At 41.2% G+C, this 21580-nt stretch carries 11 protein-coding genes; 9 read left to right on the top strand and 2 right to left on the bottom strand.

Annotation, left to right across the window (positions count from 1 at the left end; all coding sequences use genetic code 11):
• The first annotated feature begins 82 nt into the window (after positions 1-82).
• Entirely contained in the window at positions 83-9994 is a 9912-nt protein-coding gene (locus EXH44_RS01285; RefSeq protein WP_162855933.1) for a YadA-like family protein, read from the top strand.
• 113 nt (positions 9995-10107) lie between these two features.
• A complete protein-coding gene (gene queF / locus EXH44_RS01280; protein WP_162855932.1) occupies positions 10108-10947 on the top strand; it encodes an NADPH-dependent 7-cyano-7-deazaguanine reductase QueF in 840 nt (279 codons plus the stop codon).
• A gap of 41 nt (positions 10948-10988) precedes the next feature.
• On the opposite strand, the gene EXH44_RS01275 is transcribed toward queF, so the two are convergent.
• On the bottom strand, positions 10989-12524 hold the full coding sequence (locus EXH44_RS01275) for a phosphoethanolamine transferase (RefSeq protein ID WP_162855931.1): 1536 nt from the start codon (positions 12522-12524) through the stop codon (positions 10989-10991).
• Positions 12525-12665: 141 nt separating this feature from the next.
• On the opposite strand from EXH44_RS01275, the gene pyrH reads away from it, so the two are divergent.
• From pyrH to EXH44_RS01240, 7 genes are all read left to right on the top strand, one after another.
• On the top strand, positions 12666-13379 hold the full coding sequence (gene pyrH / locus EXH44_RS01270) for a UMP kinase (protein ID WP_162855930.1): 714 nt from the start codon (positions 12666-12668) through the stop codon (positions 13377-13379).
• A gap of 68 nt (positions 13380-13447) precedes the next feature.
• Positions 13448-14272, top strand: a complete 825-nt coding sequence (locus EXH44_RS01265) for a D-alanyl-D-alanine carboxypeptidase family protein (protein WP_162855929.1) — start codon at positions 13448-13450, stop codon at positions 14270-14272.
• Positions 14273-15041: 769 nt separating this feature from the next.
• Complete coding sequence (locus EXH44_RS11100) at positions 15042-15983, top strand: sigma 54-interacting transcriptional regulator (RefSeq protein ID WP_162857505.1); 942 nt, start codon at positions 15042-15044, stop codon at positions 15981-15983.
• Positions 15984-17636 (top strand): ABC transporter substrate-binding protein, encoded by a 1653-nt coding sequence (locus EXH44_RS01255; protein WP_162855928.1) that lies wholly within the window; start codon positions 15984-15986, stop codon positions 17634-17636. It begins immediately after the preceding gene.
• A gap of 1 nt (position 17637) precedes the next feature.
• Complete coding sequence (locus EXH44_RS01250) at positions 17638-18600, top strand: ABC transporter permease (protein WP_162855927.1); 963 nt, start codon at positions 17638-17640, stop codon at positions 18598-18600.
• Positions 18601-18620: 20 nt separating this feature from the next.
• A complete protein-coding gene (locus EXH44_RS01245) occupies positions 18621-19511 on the top strand; it encodes an ABC transporter permease subunit (protein ID WP_162855926.1) in 891 nt (296 codons plus the stop codon).
• An 8-nt stretch (positions 19512-19519) separates the two neighbouring features.
• Complete coding sequence (locus EXH44_RS01240) at positions 19520-20557, top strand: peptide ABC transporter ATP-binding protein (RefSeq protein ID WP_162855925.1); 1038 nt, start codon at positions 19520-19522, stop codon at positions 20555-20557.
• A gap of 27 nt (positions 20558-20584) precedes the next feature.
• Here EXH44_RS01240 and EXH44_RS01235 read toward each other — a convergent pair whose 3' ends face one another.
• Complete coding sequence (locus tag EXH44_RS01235; protein ID WP_162855924.1) at positions 20585-21475, bottom strand: LysR family transcriptional regulator; 891 nt, start codon at positions 21473-21475, stop codon at positions 20585-20587.
• Positions 21476-21580 lie beyond the last annotated feature (105 nt).

Below are 21580 nucleotides of genomic sequence, written 5' to 3'. Positions count from 1 at the left end.
TATTTTTCTATTTTCTAAAAATCTAAAAAATAGAAAAACAATTAATAACCCTTCTTTTAATTAGTTAGGAAACATTAATTTAATGAATAAAATTTTTAAAGTGATTTGGAACCACGCAACGCAAAGTTGGGTGGCGACGTCTGAACTTTCACGTTCAAAAGGCAAAACAAAATCATTACGCACAGCGAAGTCTGCATTAGCAGCGGCAATCGCTGTAGTAGCAACATCAGGTTCTGCTTATGCGGCGATGGCTGTGGGTGGTGATCCTGTGAGTGGTTTGGGTGAAGTTAAGGTAGGCACATGGTCTGCCACAAACCCAACTGTCAGTGCTGGTGATATTGCAACATCAAGTGGCGCATCTGTAACCAATCAAGATAGAGGTACAGCAATTGGTCAGGGTGCCAAAGTTTCGTTTGATACCACTAACGTAGGCTTAATCAGACAGTCAGGCGGCACCGCGATTGGTAATAACGCATCAGTTGTAGATTCCCTGAAAGGCGTCGCAATTGGTATGGATGCCAAAGTCGCAAACTCAAGTGCAGTTGTGGTTGGTACAAATGCAACAGCGGCGCAAAATGCAGCAGTGAGAAACCAAGCAGGCTTGGTGGTTATTGGTACCGACGCATTAATCCGCAATACTGCTAACGGTCAAAGCAAGGGTTCAACTGCTATTGGCTCTAACTCATTAGGTGGATTACTGACTGGCGCAGCTGATTCTACTATTAGCACTACCAACGCTGATTATAATACCGAATCAGGTGGCCTTACTGCTGATAAGCTAATGTACCGTGCAGGTATTACCGATGCTGCTGGCACCAGAGTTGGTACTTTGGTATCAAATGAAGTGACTGCAATTGGCTTTGATTCTCGTGCTATTGGTGATCAGTCAATTGCTATTGGTGCTCAAACAGTCGCGGGTCATTCATCGGTTGCTATCGGTGGTAATGACATGGGTACTGCAGCTAACCAAACTAATAAGGATAAGTACCAAGGCATTGTTGGAGTACCGCTTGCTGAAAACGGTATTGACCTAGATGGTGACGGTCGCATGACTGCTGCTGACTGGTGGGAAACTACTTACGCCAAAGACGGTTCTGTGGCCATCGGTCAAAAAGCTCACTCAAACGAACTATTTGGCACGGCGATTGGTACATCAGCATTTGTTGAAGCAGGTGCCGAACTAGGTACTGCGATTGGTACAGGTGCTCGTGTTGGTAATCAGACTGTATCTACAGCAGGCGCTATGACTGCAAAGTCTGAAAAATCAACCAAAGGTGGTGTGGCAATCGCAGCAGGTGCAGTCGCAGAAGGTGACTTCACTACCGCAGTGGGTACAGGTGCCAATGCTCTAGAAGTAAACGCAACGGCTCTAGGTTATAAAGCACTTGCTAACGCAACTAACGCAACCGCAGTTGGTGCGGCAGCCATTGCAGCAGCTGACAATGCTCTTGCTTATGGTGCGAACGCTACTGCGTATGCAGCGAACTCTGTCGCTATCGGTACGAATGCCACCGTTACTTCTACTGGTGAATCGTCTATCGCCTTTGGTTCAAATACCAATGTATCAGGCGAGCGTTCAGTTGCACTAGGTAATAACATTACTGCTCTAAGCACTAATGGCTCAGTTGTGCTAGGCGATAGCTCTACCGAAGTCGTTACTACTCAGCAGACCGAAGCTGATGGCACAGTTAAAAATGTTACAGCAGGCACAGATGGTATGACCGTCACCCCTGTGGAAACTGTTAAATCAGTTACCATCGGCTCAGGTGCAGCGACATTGACTTATGATGGCTTTGCAGGTCAAGTGTCAGATGCAGGTCAATATGTCTCAGTTGGTCGTAAAGATGCAGAGCGTCAAATCAAGAATGTCGCACCGGGTGCAATCACCAATGTATCTACCGATGCCATCAACGGCTCACAGCTATATGCAGCCCTAGATGTATTGGGTAGCCAAGTTGGTCAAATCTATTTCCACACCAATAACGGTACTAACGCCAATACTGGTGATAAAGTAGAAAACATCGGTAACATCACCGAAGCAGCAGGTGCACAAGGCCTATACTCTACCACTGCAGGCGTGAAATCAACTGCTACATCTGAATATGGTATCGCATACGGTTATAACTCAACCGCAAAAGGTTCTAGTGGCAAATCTGGTGGTGCTATCTCTCTAGGTAGTAATACCCTTGCTTATGATGGCTCTATCGCTCTGGGTATTAACACTACAGTGAAAGGTAATGATGCAACTGGTGCGATTGGTGCGATTGCTATCGGTCGTAATGCACATATCGATGTAGAGGATGGCTCAGCATCATCAAGTATCGCTATCGGTAATGGTACTTTTGCATCAGGTTCTCGTACAGGATATGCAACAGCGTATAATAAGGATCGAGTAGCTCTGGGTGTATCTACCGCTGTCGGTGACCATGCTTATGCAACCAATGGTGCAGCAGCATTTGGTCAAATTGCCAATGCAATAGGTCAAAACGCAACCGCACTAGGTCATGTTGCTACTGCATCTGGTAACTGGTCAACAGCGACAGGTTATACAACGACTGCATCAGGACAACATGCAACAGCAACAGGTGCGTATTCGGTTGCATCTGGTGATAGTTCAAGTGCTTTCGGTCATCGCGCTACTGCTGAAGCTGGTCTATCATTTGCAGCAGGTCCAGGTGCTCGCGTGATTGAAAAAGCAGGTGAAGGTATCGCTATCGGTATGAATGCCTTGACCGAAGATAAGCTTTCGACTTCTATTGGTTCAAAAGCGAATGCACGTGGTCAAGGCTCTATTTCATTTGGTGCCAACTCACAAACCACCGAAAATGCCAACGCTTCTATCGCTATGGGCTCATGGGCTTTTGCTAATGGCTTCTCGTCAATGGCAACTGGTCACAATTCAGCAGCATGGGCTAACAGATCTATGGCTGCAGGTAACCAGTCAATGGCTGTCGCAACCAACGCAAGTGCTTCTGGTGTACAAAGCGTAGCATCAGGTGAGCGTGGTATCGCAATTGGTACAGATGCAGCAGCTGGTTTGAGCCGTGCTGACGCAGATGCACTACCGGGTATGCAATCTACCTATGTTCGTAACCGCAACTCATATCTGTCTGCACAAAATGCTCTAGCGACCAGAAATGAAGAACTAGCGGCAGCACAAGCAAATGCAACAGAAGCTGATGCAGCAGCGGCAGCAGCGGCAGCGGTAGCAGCCCTAGACCCAACAAATGCTGATGCGATTAAGAATGTTGAGAACACAGCAGCAGCAGCAGCAAAAGCAAAAGAAGCGCTACAGAAAGCAACGGCTAATGCAACAAGTGCACAAGGTAATTTGACCACTGCACAAGCTAATTTTGAGAATATTGAGAAGCAGTTGACAGCCAAGCTTGATGCACTAAAAGCTTCTTCGAAAGTTGATACCATTGCTATTGGTACAAATACCACTGTAACAGGCGAAGCATCTATTGCTATCGGTAGAAATTCAAATGTTACTGGTACTGAGTCTATCGCTGTTGGTGTTGGTCACGTTGTTGAAGCAAACAATGCAGGTACATTCGGTGACCTGAACTACATCCGTGCAGGTGCTGACCGCTCTTATGCGTTTGGTAACAACAACACCATTACGACAGCAGATACCTTTGTACTAGGTAGCAATGTTAGCCGTAATGCAGACGGCACAGATAATGCTGTTGGCACAGTCGCAAACTCTGTGTATCTAGGTAACGGCACTGAAGCGACTGCGGGCGCAGCTGTTGGTACACCAGTACTAAACACTGACCAAGTAGCAGGTACTACTACGACTGCAGGTGATAAAGGCACTGTAACTGAAGCGAAAGTAGCTAATATCACTTATGGCGGCTTTGCTGGTGCGACAGCGAATGGTGTGGTGAGTGTTGGTGCAGCAGGTGCAGAACGTCGTGTCCAAAACGTCGCTGCAGGTGAAATCTCTAAGACTTCAACTGACGCAATCAACGGCTCACAGCTATACTTTGTTTATGAACAAGCAGCTAAACCATTAACAATCACAGCTAACACCAATAAAGATACCGATGCTGAAACGCTAGATAAAACTTATAAAGCTGGTGACGGTACACAGCAACAACTTGGTGAAACATTAGCGATTATCGGTGCTACAACAGCAGTTGCAAATATTGCACGTGATACAGCAGCACCAACAGCGGGTACTTACTCTGCGAAAAATGTACAAACTGTTGTTTCTGACAATGAAGTACAAATCCAAATCGCTGAAAAACCTGAATTCAAAGAAATCACAGTTAAATCTGATGTAACAGATACCAACCCTGTTGTTATCTCAAGCGGTACAGGCAATACTGGCGGTACGATTTCTAACCTAACCACTACACTACCAGAACCAAGTACAATCAATGGTGGCGAATCAGGCACTGCACCGGCTAACCCAGTAACGACTAATGCAGCAACATTAGGCGATGTGCTAAATGCAGGTTGGAACTTACAAGGCGATACCAAAGCAGTTGATCTTGTTAAACCGTATGACACAGTTAACTTTATTGACGGTATGGGTACAAATGTCACCGTATCAACGGGTGACCAAAAAACCAGCACTATCAAAGTTGATATCAACCTTGCTGATCCAAACCTAACAACCACTGTTGGCGATACCAAACTTACAGATGGCACAGATGGTAAAGATGGTAAAGTTGAAGCACCAACAACAGGTGGCGACAAACTTGTCAATGCAACGACTGTTGCTGATGCAATCAACGCATCAGGCTGGAATGCGAAATCAGGTGGCAACAAAGCTGATGGCGATATGGCTGATGCAACATTGATCAACCCAAGTGAAGAAGTGACATTTACAGCAGGTAAAAACTTAACAGTTAAACGTGTGAATAATGAGTTCACTTTCGCAACTGCAGAAGATGTTGATTTCAACAGCACTACTGTAGGTAATGCAGGTGACAAGATCACTATCGGTAATGTTGGTGGTAAGAATGTTGTTGGCAATTTAGATACAACGATTGCAGCTCCAACGACTTCAAACAACCCTGCTGATAAACCAACAGGAAATGCATTAAAGAATGCAGCGACATTAGGCGATGTATTAAATGCGGGTTGGAACTTAAAAGAAAACGGTACACCTAAAGATGTAGTAACACCATATGACACGGTTAACTTCGTGAATGGTAACGGCACAACTGTAACGGTAACACCAAGCGCTGATGGCACTTCAAATGAAATTAAAGTGGACGTTAACCTTGCTGATCCAAACTTAACAACAACTGTTGGCGATACTAAACTTACAAATGGTACAGATGGTAAAGATGGTAAGATTGATGCACCGGCAGCAGCGGATGGCAACAAACTTGTCAACGCAACGACTGTGGCTGACGCAATCAATGCATCAGGCTTTACATTGAAGTCATCTGAAAATGGCGGTACTAAAGTTTCTGGTACTGACGAAGTCATCAACCCAGGCGATGTCATCGACATGGCAGCTGGTAAGAATATGACTGTTAAGCAAGATGCTGACGGTAAGATTACCTATGCAACAGCTGAAGATGTAGATTTCAACAGCGTGACTGTATCTAACGGTACAACACCAGCTGTGAAGTTAGTGAACGAAGGTCCATTGGCGGCGAATAACAACCCTGTTGCACCAACATCTTCATTGAATATCACCAATGTTGATGGTAAACCAACACAGCTAACAGGTGTGGGTTCTGTATTGAACACAACACCAGTGGGTACTAACGTTAATACTGGTGGCACAGCTACCCCAGGTACTTCACCGTTAGTGAATTTAACTGGATTAGCGGGTAACATCTTAAATTCAGCAGCGACTGTTCGCGATTTAGCGAATATGGGCTGGGTAGTATCTACCGAAACTGGTGGCTACAAAGACACTGTGAAGAATGCAAACGAAGTGAAATTCATCGCAGGTAGCGACCGTGTATCAGTTACTGGTGAAACTAATGCAACATCAGGCGTTCGTGAAATCACGATCGATCTTGCTGATGTCAAAGCAACAGAAGTTACTGACCCGAACAATGCAACCACTGCAACTGGTGACATTAACTTTGCAGATACAGCAACGACTAACGTAACAGTAAATCCAAACACTGGCGTAATCACTGTAGATGCTAAGACAACTACACTTGAGCCAAAAGCTAACGGCAGCATCACTTCGCCTGCTGATGCAACAGAAGGTGCGAAGTTAGTTAATGCAACGACAGTAGCGAATGCAATTAACAACTCAGGCTGGAATGCGAAATCAGGTGGCAACAAAGCTGATGGCGACATGGCTGATGCAACCTTGATCAACCCAAGTGAAGAAGTGACATTTACAGCAGGTAAAAACTTAACAGTTAAACGTGTGAATAATGAGTTCACTTTCGCAACTGCAGAAGATGTTGACTTCAAGAGCGTAACTGTGGGCAATCCAGGTGACAAGATCACTATCGGTAACGTTGGTGGTAAGAACGTTGTTGGCAACCTAGATACAACTATCCAAGCGCCAACCACTTCAAACAACCCTGCTGATAAACCAACAGGAAATGCATTAAAGAATGCAGCGACATTAGGCGATGTATTAAATGCGGGTTGGAACTTAAAAGAAAACGGTACACCTAAAGATGTAGTAACACCATATGACACGGTTAACTTCGTGAATGGTAACGGCACAACTGTAACGGTAACACCAAGTGCTGATGGCACTTCAAATGAAATTAAAGTGGACGTTAACCTTGCTGATCCAAACTTAACAACAACTGTTGGCGATACTAAACTTACAAATGGTACAGATGGTAAAGATGGTAAGATTGATGCACCGGCAGCAGCGGATGGCAACAAACTTGTCAACGCAACGACTGTGGCTGACGCAATCAATGCATCAGGCTTTACATTGAAGTCATCTGAAAATGGCGGTACTAAAGTTTCTGGTACTGACGAAGTCATCAACCCAGGCGATGTCATCGACATGGCAGCTGGTAAGAATATGACTGTTAAGCAAGATGCTGACGGTAAGATTACCTATGCAACAGCTGAAGATGTAGATTTCAACAGCGTGACTGTATCTAACGGTACAACACCAGCTGTGAAGTTAGTGAACGAAGGTCCATTGGCGGCGAATAACAACCCTGTTGCACCAACATCTTCATTGAATATCACCAATGTTGATGGTAAACCAACACAGCTAACAGGTGTGGGTTCTGTATTGAACACAACACCAGTGGGTACTAACGTTAATACTGGTGGCACAGCTACCCCAGGTACTTCACCGTTAGTGAATTTAACTGGATTAGCGGGTAACATCTTAAATTCAGCAGCGACTGTTCGCGATTTAGCGAATATGGGCTGGGTAGTATCTACCGAAACTGGTGGCTACAAAGACACTGTGAAGAATGCAAACGAAGTGAAATTCATCGCAGGTAGCGACCGTGTATCAGTTACTGGTGAAACTAATGCAACATCAGGCGTTCGTGAAATCACGATCGATCTTGCTGATGTCAAAGCAACAGAAGTTACTGACCCGAACAATGCAACCACTGCAACTGGTGACATTAACTTTGCAGATACAGCAACGACTAACGTAACAGTAAATCCAAACACTGGCGTAATCACTGTAGATGCTAAGACAACTACACTTGAGCCAAAAGCTAACGGCAGCATCACTTCGCCTGCTGATGCAACAGAAGGTGCGAAGTTAGTTAATGCAACGACAGTAGCGAATGCAATTAACAACTCAGGCTGGAATGCGAAATCAGGTGGCAACAAAGCTGATGGCGACATGGCTGATGCAACCTTGATCAACCCAAGTGAAGAAGTGACATTTACAGCAGGTAAAAACTTAACAGTTAAACGTGTGAATAATGAGTTCACTTTCGCAACTGCAGAAGATGTTGACTTCAATAGCGTGACTGTGGGCAATGTAGGTGACAAGATCACTATCGGTAACGTTGGTGGTAAGAACGTTGTTGGCAACCTAGATACAACTATCCAAGCGCCAACTACTTCAAACAACCCTGCTGACAAACCTACTGGTGATGCACTAAACAATGCAGCTACTCTAGGTGACGTACTAAATGCTGGCTGGAACCTAAAAGAAAACGGTACAGCTAAAGACGTAGTAACACCATACGACACTGTTAACTTCGTTAACGGTACAGGTACTACTGTAAACATCACTAACACTGATGGTGCAACCAGCGTTGTTAAAGTTGACGTAAAAGTTGATGATAAAACAATCAAAGTGAACCAAACTACAGGTGCACTTGAAGCTGTGAAACCAACCATCACTTCTGGTGCGGATGGTGATATCAACTTCACTAATACCACAACAGCGAATGTTACTGTTAGCCCTGCTGGCGATATTTCTGTTAATGTGAATACAGGTACATCTTCAGTAAGCGATGGTACAGCGAAAGATGCTGCAGGTAATACTATCCCAGCAGGTAAAGCGGTTGCAGATATTACTAACGGTACTGTAGCAACGATTTCTGATGTAGTGAACACAATCAACAACGTTTACTGGAACACAGTTGCAGGTAAAGTAGCTGGTTCAACAGGTGAATCTACATCTGATGCGACAGCGAAAGTGAAAGCGGGTGACACAGTAACTCTCAATGCGGGTAACAATATTAGAATTGAGCAAACAGGCACAACCTTTAATATCTCAACCACAGAGAACGTGACATTCACTAATACAAATGTAACCAACAACTTAACCGTTGCAGGTAACACAACAGTAAGTAACTTTACTGTGAAACCAAGTTCAACCATTGATATGGGTAACAATATCATTGGTAATGTTTCTGCAGGTGTTAAAGATACGGATGCTGTGAATGTTAGCCAGTTAAATGCGACGACAGCTGCATTGAAGTGGAAGATGACAGGTAACAATAATGCTACTAATGCAACTGCGGTGGGTAGCCAAACTGTAAGCTTCAACAATGGTAACGGTACAACAGCTGTTGTTGACGGTACTAACGTCACTTACAATGTGGACTTTGGTTCAGCAAATGCGAACACGACAACAGGTCTTGTTAATGAAGGAGATATTTCTCCAACTAAAGTGGCATCAACGCAGACTGTTGCAGATGCAATCAATGGCAGTGGTTGGAAAACAACTGACAAAGATGGCAATACGCTTCTTGTAAACCCAGGCGATACTGTGAACTATGTAAACGGTAACGGTACAACAGCGAACATCACAACATCGAAAGATGCAAGTGGTAAAGATGTTGTTAATGTGACATTTGATGTGAAAACAGCAAATGCAACAACGACAAATGCAAACGGTAGCATTGCAGCGCCAACAGACGGTGCAAACTTCGTGAATGCAACTACACTTGTTAATACTGTAAACAACGCAAGTTGGAACGTGAACTCAGCAGCAGTTGAAGGCACAACAGGTAAACTTGTTGACACAAGCGATAAGACAGCAAGCAAAGTGAAAGCTGGCGATACTGTAAATGTGAACGCGGGTAACAACATTGAAATTACACGTAATGGTAATAACATTGCGGTTGCAACTTCAATGACTCCAACATTTACGAGTGTTCAAGTTGGCGGCGCTACTGGTCCTGTGATCAGCGGTGATGTGAATGGCGATGTGAAAGTGGCTAAGAAAGATGGTTCAGCAGCGAAAATTACTAACGTTGCACCAGGTACAATTTCTAGCACAAGTACTGATGCTGTAAATGGTAGCCAGTTATATAGCCTAGCAGGTGACATTAACAATAAATTTGGTGATGTTCACAACAAGATCAACCGTAACAACAAAGACTTACGTGCAGGTATCGCAGGTGCGAACGCAGCAGCAGGTTTACCACAAGTTTACATCCCAGGTAAATCAATGGTTGCAGCATCAGCTGGTACCTTCAAAGGTCAATCAGCGGTGGCAGTGGGTTACTCACGTGCTTCTGACAACGGTAAGCTAATCCTTAAATTACAAGGTAACGCGAATACCCGTGGTGATGTCGGTGGTTCTGTGGGTATCGGTTACCAATGGTAATCACCCTTTAACCTAGCATTAAAATCCCCCTCTTTGTAGGGGGATTTTTTTATTTTGTGTCCTAAGGATTTTTACGGTAGCATAATTCCTTTTTTTGAATATGAGGAAATAGGATGAACTACAATGATGAGAGTCTTTCAGGCTTAACACTTGGGCAAAAAACAGAATACAAAAGCGAATATGATCCCAATTTATTACAAGCAGTTCCTCGTCGTTTAAACCGTGATAGCTTAGGCATTACAGTGGAACAACCCTTTACGATAGGGGCAGATATTTGGACGCTCTATGAGCTTTCATGGCTAAATCCACAAGGCGTTCCCCAAGTTGCTATTGCTGATGTGTCTATTGATTTTCGCAGTGAAAACTTAATTGAATCCAAAAGTTTTAAGCTCTATTTAAATAGCTTTAATCAAACCCGATTTGCCTCTTTAGAAGAGGTTCAACAGCGCATCCAAGCGGATTTAACAAAATGTGCAAGCGGTCAGATCAGCGTGAAAATTTACAAATTATCAGATTTTACACAGCAACCTATTGTTGATTTTGCGGGCGAATGTATTGATGAACAAGATATTCATATTGATAGCTATCAATTTTCGACTGAAGCTTTGCAAAATATTGCAAGCGGGGAAGTGGTTGAAGAAAGATTGGTCAGCCACCTTTTGAAGTCAAATTGTTTGATTACATCTCAACCAGACTGGGGAAGTGTACAGATTCATTATGTCGGCAAGCGGTTAGATCGAGAGAAACTTTTACGCTATATCGTGTCATTCCGTGAGCATAACGAGTTTCATGAACAATGTGTGGAGCGGATTTTCTGTGACTTAATGCAGTTTGCGAAACCTGAGAAATTAACTGTATATGCACGTTATACCCGCCGTGGTGGGCTAGATATTAATCCGTTCCGTTCTAATTTTGAATCGCTACCTGAAAATCAAAGAATGGCTCGTCAGTAAGATTTTTCAAAGGGTGGGCGTTATTTCACCCACACTTTGATTTATGGAATTGGCACAGCCGGATCGACTTTCGCATCAAAGCTCTCAATTAATTTTTTCAACCCATAATCGTCTTTGTCTGGCGTTGGGCTAAATAAATCGGCTTCGGCATTTAATTTAGGATTACTGATCCCTATCCATTTTGCAATGCCATCTGTGAAGTTTAAGCCCGATTTCATCGCTTTATACGCTTTTCTTTCAGTGTCATCGCTTGATATTTTAAATAGGGGAATATCGAAGTGAAGTTTGCTTTTTCCACTGCTGTTATGAATAGCAATTTCCTCTTTACTCATATCATGGGCTAAACCGTGGTCAGCAAAGTAAACCATGGAGAACAAGCGGTTAGATTGTTGCTGATTTTTACGAAGTGCTTCATATAAGCGTTTTAAGACTTCGTCTGTTTTCTTAATAGAAGAAACATAGCAGTTTACGTTTGCATATTTTTTACCGATTTTTTCATCATCGAACATTTTTGGATAGTCCGTTAAGCGATCACAGCTGATCGGGTGAGAGCCGTATAAATGCACGACAATAAAACGTTTTCCCGTAGCCTTTTGTTCAATGATTTGTTCAAACTTTGGTAATAAATCAAAATCACTGATATTTTGGTTAAAAGAATCCCCTGATTTTAAGAAGAATTTTTCTTCACTCTTATTGGCAAGGGATGAAACAGGGGTATCAAAGGTCCCGATGTAGCCTTGGTTAGAGAGCCAGTAGGTTTTGATTCCAGCGGATTTCACCAGATCGACCATACTTAATCCATAGTCGCCTTCCCATTTTTCTATGTTAGGTTTGGTGAGCATTAATTTGAGTGAAGCAATGGTATTTGTTCCGCCCGCCGTTAAGCCGTCAATTAAGACTCCATTTGCGCTACTCATAAATGGCGTATTTTCCGCAGGGTAGCCATAGGCATGATGGTAATCTTTACGGGCACTTTCGCCGATGACAAGAATATAATCATCATAGCGACTGTCTGCCGTGAGGTGTGATGTTCCCCATTGGCTTTCAATCGTCATGCTGTTTAGCCTATCAAGTTCCGTTTTGACTTCTAGGGTAGATTCCACACTTTCTTGTAAAAATTTAAAGGGTGGAGTAGATGCAAACACTAATGCGATACCCAGCACAAGTAAGGTTTTATTGCGATGAAATTGAATTTGCCATTTTTGCGTTATCCAACGAAATGCAATAAGTGCAATAAAAATCGTAAAACAAGCCACAAAGTTCATGAATGGAATTTGGCTAAAGAACTCTTTGCCTTCTTGAATATCTGTTGCAAAAACAGAGGCAACATATTGATAAGAAGGCGGCCCGAACGTTAAGCCAACGGGCGTGTATAAGGCGTATAAAGTGGCAATCGGGAAAAAGAGATAATAAAACGCCTTCTTAGAGACATTTGCCAATAGGATAACAAAGGTTAATAAAAGAATATTACTGATTTCAGGCGTTGGAAAAAAGCCTGAACCGAGTAGCATTAAATAGCTAGCTAAAATGGCTAAGCTCAGACTAGTTAATGTCGCAATAAGTTTAGATGTATTCATTGTTATGATGGAATAAATAAAGAAGTGGCGATTTTACCGAAAATAAAAAAGAAATTCTATGTGGCACCCTACTTTGATCTCCGTTGAAGATAATCTATAATAGTCCGATTTTTTCCCAAAACCCGTTATACAGAGGTCAAGATGAGCAATCCAATTTATAAACGTATTTTGTTAAAGTTAAGTGGTGAAGCATTACAAGGTGATGAAGGCTTTGGTATCGACCCTTCTATCTTAGATAGAATGGCATTAGAAATCAAAGAGTTACTTGCAATGGGCGTCGAAGTTGGCGTGGTACTTGGTGGCGGTAACTTATTCCGTGGTGCAAAATTAGCTAAAGCAGGAATGAACCGTGTTGTTGGCGATCACATGGGGATGTTAGCGACTGTCATGAACGGTTTAGCAATGCGTGATGCGTTACATCGTGCGGATGTGAATGCAAAATTAATGTCAGCGTTCCAATTAAACGGGATTTGCGATACCTATAACTGGTCAGAAGCGATTAAAATGTTACGTGAAAAACGTGTGGTTATTTTCTCTGCGGGTACAGGTAGCCCATTCTTTACTACGGATTCAGCAGCTTGCTTACGTGGTATCGAAATCGAAGCCGATGTTGTGTTGAAAGCAACAAAAGTTGATGGCGTGTATGATAAAGATCCAGCGAAATATGCAGATGCAAAACTGTATCAAAATCTCACTTACGCAGAAGTGATTGATAAAGAGTTACAAGTAATGGACTTAGCGGCATTTACTCTTGCTCGTGACCATGGTATGCCAATTCGTGTATTTAATATGGGTAAACCTGGTGCATTAAAAGAAGTGGTAACAGGAACAGCAGAAGGCACTACGATTTCTTAATTTATCCTATTATTTTTTCAATCCAACTTAATGATCTTATTAAGTTGGATTTTTATTTTTAAAAAATTATGTTAAAAAAATTATTTCCTTATTTATTTTGTTTGCCAGCATTTGCCATGGCTCAATCTTATGTCGTCTATGACTTTACACACGATAGAGTGTTAGAAAGTCGTGCGCCAAATAATGTTCAACCGATTGCCTCTGTGACGAAACTGATGACGGCAATTATCTTTTTAGAGAATAATGAGAACAAAAATTGTGCTGTCGCTATTTCTAGTGAAGATGCTGATTATATAAAAGGGACTGGAACGAAGTTGCCTAAGAATACGCCGATTGCGTGTAAGGAATTATTAACGGCAATGTTAGTACATTCAGATAACTATGCTGCCCATGCTTTAGCAAGAGCAACAGGGATGAGCAAAGCGCAATTTATTCAAAAAATGAATCAAAAAGCGCAACAGTTAGGAATGCGTTCCACCCGTTTTCATGACAGTTCTGGCTTGTCGAGTCTGAATATTTCAAGTGCGATTGATTTAGTCAAATTAACAAAATATTCATTAAATTATCCGCAAATTCATACCTTATCCAATACGCGAGCGGCCTATATTAAGGCTGGACATCGTAATGTATTTGTTCAAAATACCAATAGATTAGTGCGTGAAGAGATCTTTGATGCGGCCGTTAATAAAACCGGCTATATCCGTGAGTCGGGCTATAATTTGGTCTTTGTAAATAAACATCACTGCAATAATGCCATGATTGGTGTGATTAGTTTGAATAATCAGAGTTCGGCAGCGCGTTCTAATTTCACTAAACATAAGTTAGAACAATATGGATGTTCAGCGATAAACCATGACGAGTATCATGGTTATGATGATGAAGATGATAGCTAAATTGATGCCGCGTTAAGCGGCATTTTTGTAAACAAAAGTTTCCAAATTACTTTTTTAAGAGTATGATAAGCGGTCAGATTGACGGCTTATTTTGCATAAGTAAGGATGAAACATGAGATTTGCGATTGAATGTATTGAACGTGTCGGTGTCGCTCAAGATATTTTAGGTTTACTGGCAACCCAAGGGATCAATTTAGAAGGCATTGAGCTTCAGAAACTTGATGAAAAAGGCTTAGTATATTTACGTACGGAAGCCATGGAAGAGGCTCAAAAAGCCAATTTTGTGAGTCAATTAAAGAATATTCCAAGTATTACCGCCGTACAAGAAATTTATCACTTACCCCAAGAACGTAAGAATCTTGAGCTACGTGCATTAATTGAAGCCTTACCAAACCCTGTTTTATCCTTAGATTTGAATGGCAAAATTGCCTTTGCCAATTCTCAAGCCTGTAAACTATTGTTACCAATTTATCGTCAATCACTGCCTAAGAAAAAGCAACAAGATATTCTTTCTTTAGAAGGCGTTGAGTTAAATGAGATCATTGTCAATTTGAATCGCACCAAATGGTATCAATGGGTTTTACAGCAAGGGCGTTCGATTTTACCTACCACCTTACAACCTGTTTCTCATCCAATTCAATTTAATGACCAAGTTTGGCGTATGGATTTGCTCCCCATTGAGCTTTGGGAATATGCACAAAACCGTCCGTTAGGTTATGTGGTGACCCTACAATCTCAACAAACCATGCAATTAGATTTGCGTCAGTTTATGGCAAATCAAAATAGCGATTTCGATCATATTTTGACAAAAAGTGCCAAAATGAAGGCTGTAATTGAACAAGCGAAGAAGTTTGCTACCTTAAATATGCCTTTACTTATTCAGGGGGAAACGGGGACTGGAAAGGATCTGTTTGCCAAAGCGTGCCATCAGTTCAGTTTCCGCCGAGATCAAAAATTTATTGCGGTGAACTGTGCAGGACTTCCAGCAGAAGAAGCCGAGAGTGAAATGTTTGGGCACCATGGTGGTGATCGTACTCATGTGGGCTTTTTTGAGTATGCCCATGGGGGAACAGTCTTACTTGATTCTATTTCTGAATTATCGCTTGAAATGCAAGGGAAATTACTGCGTTTTCTCAATGATGGCTCTTTTAGACGTGTTGGAGAAGATAAAGAAATTCAAGTAGATGTTCGGGTCATTTGCACCTCACAGAAACCGTTGAATATATTAGTTGGGGAAGGAAAGATTCGAGAAGATCTCTATCATCGTTTAAATGTATTAACCCTGAATTTACCGCCTTTAAGGGAACGACAAGGCGATTTAACCTTATTGGCTGATTATTTTATTACGCAAATTAGCCAGCAATTAGGGATTCGTAAACCGAGCTATGATGAGCAATTTATTAAAGCATTGCAAGGTTATCATTGGCCAGGCAATTTACGTGAATTATATAATGCCATTTATCGAGCTTGCTCTTTGGCGCAAGATCATTTACGTGCGGTCGATTTAAACTTACCAGAAGAAGTGGTCAATCATTTTGAAATTACGCATTTAGAACAAGGCTCACTAGAAGAATTGGTGAATCGTTTTGAAGCTTCATTGTTACGTAAGTTTTATGCGGAATATCCAAGTACTCGTAAACTCGCACAACGTTTAGGGGTTTCTCATACTGCGATTGCCAATAAACTACGCACTTATGGGATTGGTAAGTAAATGAAAACAGTTCGACAAGCGGTCAGATTCTGTGGTTTTTTTGCAATTTTTTTAGCAAATCTACCCGCTTACGCATCGCCTAAAATTCCACAGCCGTTATTGAAAGACAGTTTAGTTTACTGTACGAGCGCTTCAGGTTTTTCCTTTAATCCACAAAAAGCGGATGCAGGCTCCAATATGAATGTCGTGACGGAACAGATTTATGACAAATTAATTGAGTTTGATCCTGTGCAGAATCGCTTAAAACCTGCATTGGCAGAACGTTTTGAAGTGAGCGAAGATGGTTTAACAATTACGTTTTATTTACGGAAGAAAGTTTCTTTTCACCATACTAAATGGTTTACGCCAACCCGTTATTTAACCAGTGAAGATGTACTGTTTTCATTAAATCGAGTATTAGGAAAAGTTGATGAACTTCCCGAGTTAAATCAAGAAGTTACACAAAAAATTCGTCATCCTATGACTGCAGATCGTGCGCATTTCTCTTATTTTGAAAGTATTGATTTAAGAAATAAAATTGCTACGGTTTCTGCACCGTCGGCTCACATGGTAAAAATCAAACTATCTGAGCCTGATAGTTCTATTCTGGCGCATTTGGCTAGTCAATATGCGGTGATTTTATCTAAAGAGTATGCGTTACAGTTAAATGCCGATGAAAATTTGATGCAACTGGATATTTTGCCTGTGGGAACAGGGGTATATCAGTTAGAAAATTATGTGCAAAATGATTTTGTCCGCTTACAGCCGAATCCACGTTATTGGGGTGAAAAAGCCAATATTGGCAATATGGTTGTTGATTTTTCTACGTCGGGCACAGGGCGTATGGCGAAATTTATGAATAAAGAGTGTGATATTTCGGCATTTCCTGAACCTAGTCAAATCGCTTCACTAAAAAAAGAGCAAGGCTATGTCGTTGAAACAGCAGGGGCCAATTTAGCCTTTTTAGCCTTTAATTTTCAGAAGGATAAAATCAAAGATCCTGCGTTACGGCAGAAAATTGCACAGAGCATTGACCGTGAACGTCTTGCTCGAATTCTATTTTATGGAGTTGCAGATATACCACAAAATGTGTTACCGAAAGCATTATACCAAGAAGCGAATCCAACAAGTTATCCTTATCAGCCGGATATTCGTAAAAAAAATGCAGAATCTGACCGCTTGATCCTATGGGTGATTGATGAGAAACGGGTTTACAATTTACATCCGTTAAAAATGGCGGAATACATTCGCTCAGAATTAGGAAAAGTGGAGATTGAGATTGATGTGAGACAGGTCAGTCGGGCTTATTTGATTCAACAGTTGGAGAAAGGAACGGCAGACTATGACTTAATTTTAAGTGGATGGTTGGCGAATAACTTTGACCCCGATAGTTTTCTTTCTTCTATTTTGAGCTGTCGCCTTAAAGATGCAGTGACGAATTTGTCAAACTGGTGTAGTTTGGAATTTGATGAATTATTAAATCAAGCAGAAAAAGAGAGTGATCCTAACTTGCGTTTGCCTTATTATCGGCAGATTCAAGCGTTACTCGAAGAGCGTTTACCTTTATTTCCGTTGTTGAATGTCAAGCGGTTACTGGTAGTGAACAATGCCGTAGAAAATGTCAAAATCAGTCCTTTTGGGCAAGTAGAATTATCTAAAATTAAGGTGAAATAATATGTTGCTTTCTGTGATTCGTAAGCTATTTTTGGTCATTATTTCCTTGATGATTCTTTCCTGTATTAGCTATCTGATTTTGTTAAGAAATCCCCATTATTCCTTTATTGAGCAAGGTGTTTCGGGCTACTGGCTCTATCTTCAACAGCTTCTAGATGGAAATTTGGGGTTGAGTGAAATGACAGGTGAGCCATTAACTAAACTGATTTTAAGCGTGTTCCCTGCGACGATTTCTCTCTGTTTGTCGGCTTTGGTATTATCGTTGGTTTTAGGTATTCCATTAGGTTTTTTATCGGCGGTTCAGCATAAAAATATTGTCGGTAAATTACTTGGCACTTTGGGTTCACTAAGTCTTGCTGTGCCAGTCTTCTGGCTAGCGATTGTCCTACTTGCTTATGCATCTAGTCATGATTGGGCAATTTCTGCGGTGGGAGAATTGCATCCGATTTATCATGTGCCTTCAATTACAGGGGTGAAGACCTTAGATATCTTCTTATCGGACTCGCCTTATAAGTTAAAAATGATACAAAGTGCTTTACATCATCTCGCTTTACCAACGTTAGTTTTAGCCGTGCCTGCAACCCTTGAAATGATGCGAATCACAAAATTGCGGACGGAATATGTGTTAAAGCAGAATTATGTGAAAGTCGCGAGAACAAGGGGCTGGTCACCGATGAGAATCTGGTGGGTACACGTGTTAAGAAATACATTACCACCCTTGATTCCGATGATTGCTCGTAATATGACGCTGATTTTTGCTTTCGCTATGCTGATTGAAAATGTGGTGAGCTGGGGCGGCGTTGGGCGTTGGATGATCAACGCTCTTGCGTTGAAGGATTATCATGCCATTTCTGCTGGCGTGATGGCGATTGGGATTTTTGTTTTAAGTGTCGATTTATTGGCAAGTTTATTGACGGGCTTGCTTGACCCATCTCAGAAAAAAGATTGGTACACCAATCAATAAGATAAAGAATAGTGAATACGATGTTAGTTAACCAAGATCCAGAACAATTTAGAGAATCGGCCTATTTACGCCAATTTTGGATAGAGTTGAGAAAAGATACCTTTGCGTTGATCAGTGTGAATTTATTTCTGTTGTTAATCGCATTGGTGTTTTTTGGCTATTTTTTCGCCCCTTATTCTGCCGATCTGCAATTTGCAGGTAAGGAACTCATGCCACCATCATGGAGTGATAATGGGCAAATTAGCCATTTTTTTGGTACAGATGATTTAGGTCGAGATATTTTTAGCCGTATTCTTTATGGTTTTTATTATACCGTTGGCTCTGCTTTAGTGATTACCCTTGCGATTGGGATTTTGGGTGGCATTATTGGTGTTATCGCAGGGACGAAAAAAGGCGGTTCGATTTTTATTTTAAGCCATCTGTTTGATACCTTTTTATTTACGCCTATTCTTTTGATCGCCATCATTATTGCGACGTTAATGGAACCTTCATTAGTGAATGCAATGCTTGCCATTTTCTTAGCTATGTTGCCCCATTTTATTCATAAAATTTATCAAATGACGCAACGTGAGCTAAAAAGGGAGTATGTGATTACCTTACGTTTAGAAGGAGCAAGAAAGCGGGATTTGATTCGTGAAGTGGTGTTGCCGAATCTTACAGTGATTGCGGTAAAAGAGCTTTCTCATATTTTTGTGATTGCTGTGCTTGATATTAGTGCCTTAAGTTTCATTTCACTAGGAGCAACAAGCCCTACGCCAGAATGGGGAGCGATGATTCGTGATTCCCTTGAGTTGATCTATATTGCCCCTTGGACCGTGATTCTTCCAGGTATTGCGATTATTTTTACTATTTTGATTATTACTATGCTAGGCAATAGCATTGTAAGAGTCCTTGAAAGATATCGTTATTAGGAGGAAAGATGGCATTACTCGATATTCGACATTTAAGTATTGAAATCAATACCCCAAATGGACGTATTAAAATGGTTGATGATGTGAATCTCACACTTGATAACGGTGAGATTTGTGGGCTTGTCGGGGAATCTGGTTCAGGAAAAAGCTTAATCGCAAAAGTGATTTGTGGTTTGGTGAAGGATGAATGGATTATTACGGCTGATCGCTTTCGTTTTAATGATATTGAATTATTAAAACTCTCTCCTTATCAACGTCGAAAATTAGTGGGGGATCAAATTTCGATGATCTTCCAAGATCCACTTTCGTGTTTAGACTCGAGTGAACGAATTGGTAAACAATTAATGGAAACTATCCGCTTTAAAGGCAAGTGGTGGGAGCGTTTTGGATGGAAAAAGAAAAAAGCGATTGAGTTATTGCATAAAGTTGGGATTAAAGATCATAAAGATATTATGCAAAGCTATCCAACGGATATTACCGAAGGTGAAGCGCAAAAAGTGATGATTGCGATGGCGGTCGCAAATCAACCACGTTTATTAGTCGCTGATGAACCAACAAATACGATGGAAGCCACGACACAGCTCCAAATTTACCGATTACTTTCAAGTATGAATAAAAATCTAGGTACATCAATCATTTTGGTAAGCAATGATATGTTGAGTGTGTATAAATGGGTGGATTCGTTTAACGTTCTGTATTGCGGACAGACTGTTGAAATAGCCAATAAAGAAACCATAATGGAAACCCCTTATCATCCTTATACATCCGTACTTTTACATAGTGTGCCAGATTTTTCTAAACCGCTACCATTTAAAGGGCGTTTAAATACCTTGAAAGGAACTGTACCGATGCTCCAAGATATGCCGATTGGGTGTCGTTTAGGTCCACGTTGTCCTTTTGCTCAGAAAAAATGTGTAGTAAAACCGCCATTACGCAAATTCCGCCAACATGAGTTTGCTTGCCATTTTCCGATTAACTTTAGAGAGCAGAATTTCTTACGTAAGGAAGAATTAATTCCTGTAGTAGTGAATGATAAAGTTGAATAGAGACGCAAGGAATGCGTCTCTTATGTCTTAAATAAACTCTTTTTGCTCTTGCATTAACTGACTAAAAAATTCAATCGCTACTTTAACTTTAGGGGAAAGATAACGGCGATTAGGGTAGAGAAGGCTAATATCCAAAGCCTCTTGATCTAAATGATGTAGAATCGGAACCAACTCTCCTGCTGAAAGCTCATCTTTAATCAAAAATTTAGGAATATTAATAATCCCTTGACCTGATTTTGCCATTTGCACTAGTGCATAACCGTTATTGCTATATACTTGACTTTGAGGCTTAAATTTAATCTGCCGTCCATTTTCATTAAATTGCCAAAAATATTGTGTTTCATAAAGTAAGCATTGATGTTCTTGTAGCTCTAAGGCGGTTTGTGGTGTGCCAAATTTAGTTAAATAGTCGGGGGATGCAACAACTAAATGTTTAGATTGGCCAATTTTTTTTGCAACAATAGAACTATCTTCAAGTTTGCCTATTCTAAGCACTAAATCATATCCTTCAGAGACAACATCAACTCGTCGATCATTAAATTCTAAATTGAGCTGTAAATGTGGATAGGTTTCAGTAAATTTACTTAAATGTGGGGCAATAAAACGAGAACCAAAATCCATCGGCAACGACATTGTGAGCTTCCCTTGTAGTGTTGAGGTAATGTTCGTTACACAGGCTTCAGCGTCTTTAAGTTCGTTTAAAATGGGCTGACAGCGTTGGTAAAAGAGTAAACCTGCTTCCGTTGGACTGATACGGCGTGTGGTACGTTGTAATAAGCGAACGTTGAGGTGTTCTTCTAATTGAGCAACCAGTTTACTCGCCATCGCGAGAGAAATCTGTTCTTGTTGTGCCGCTTGGGTAAAACTTTGGGTTTCAATGACTTTACAAAAGAGATTTATTGCGTTGAGTTTATCCATAGTATTCTGCTTTATATTGTCTTTTAGGAAAATGCTTGCTATTGTTACAAGAATTTTAATGCAATTCAATTTTAATATTTACTTTCAAGAAATAATTTCAATATT

It is taken from the genome of Actinobacillus indolicus (assembly GCF_004519515.1).
Taxonomy (GTDB): Bacteria; Pseudomonadota; Gammaproteobacteria; order Enterobacterales; family Pasteurellaceae; genus Glaesserella; species Glaesserella indolica_A.
This window is presented reverse-complemented; position numbering and strand designations above follow the sequence as displayed.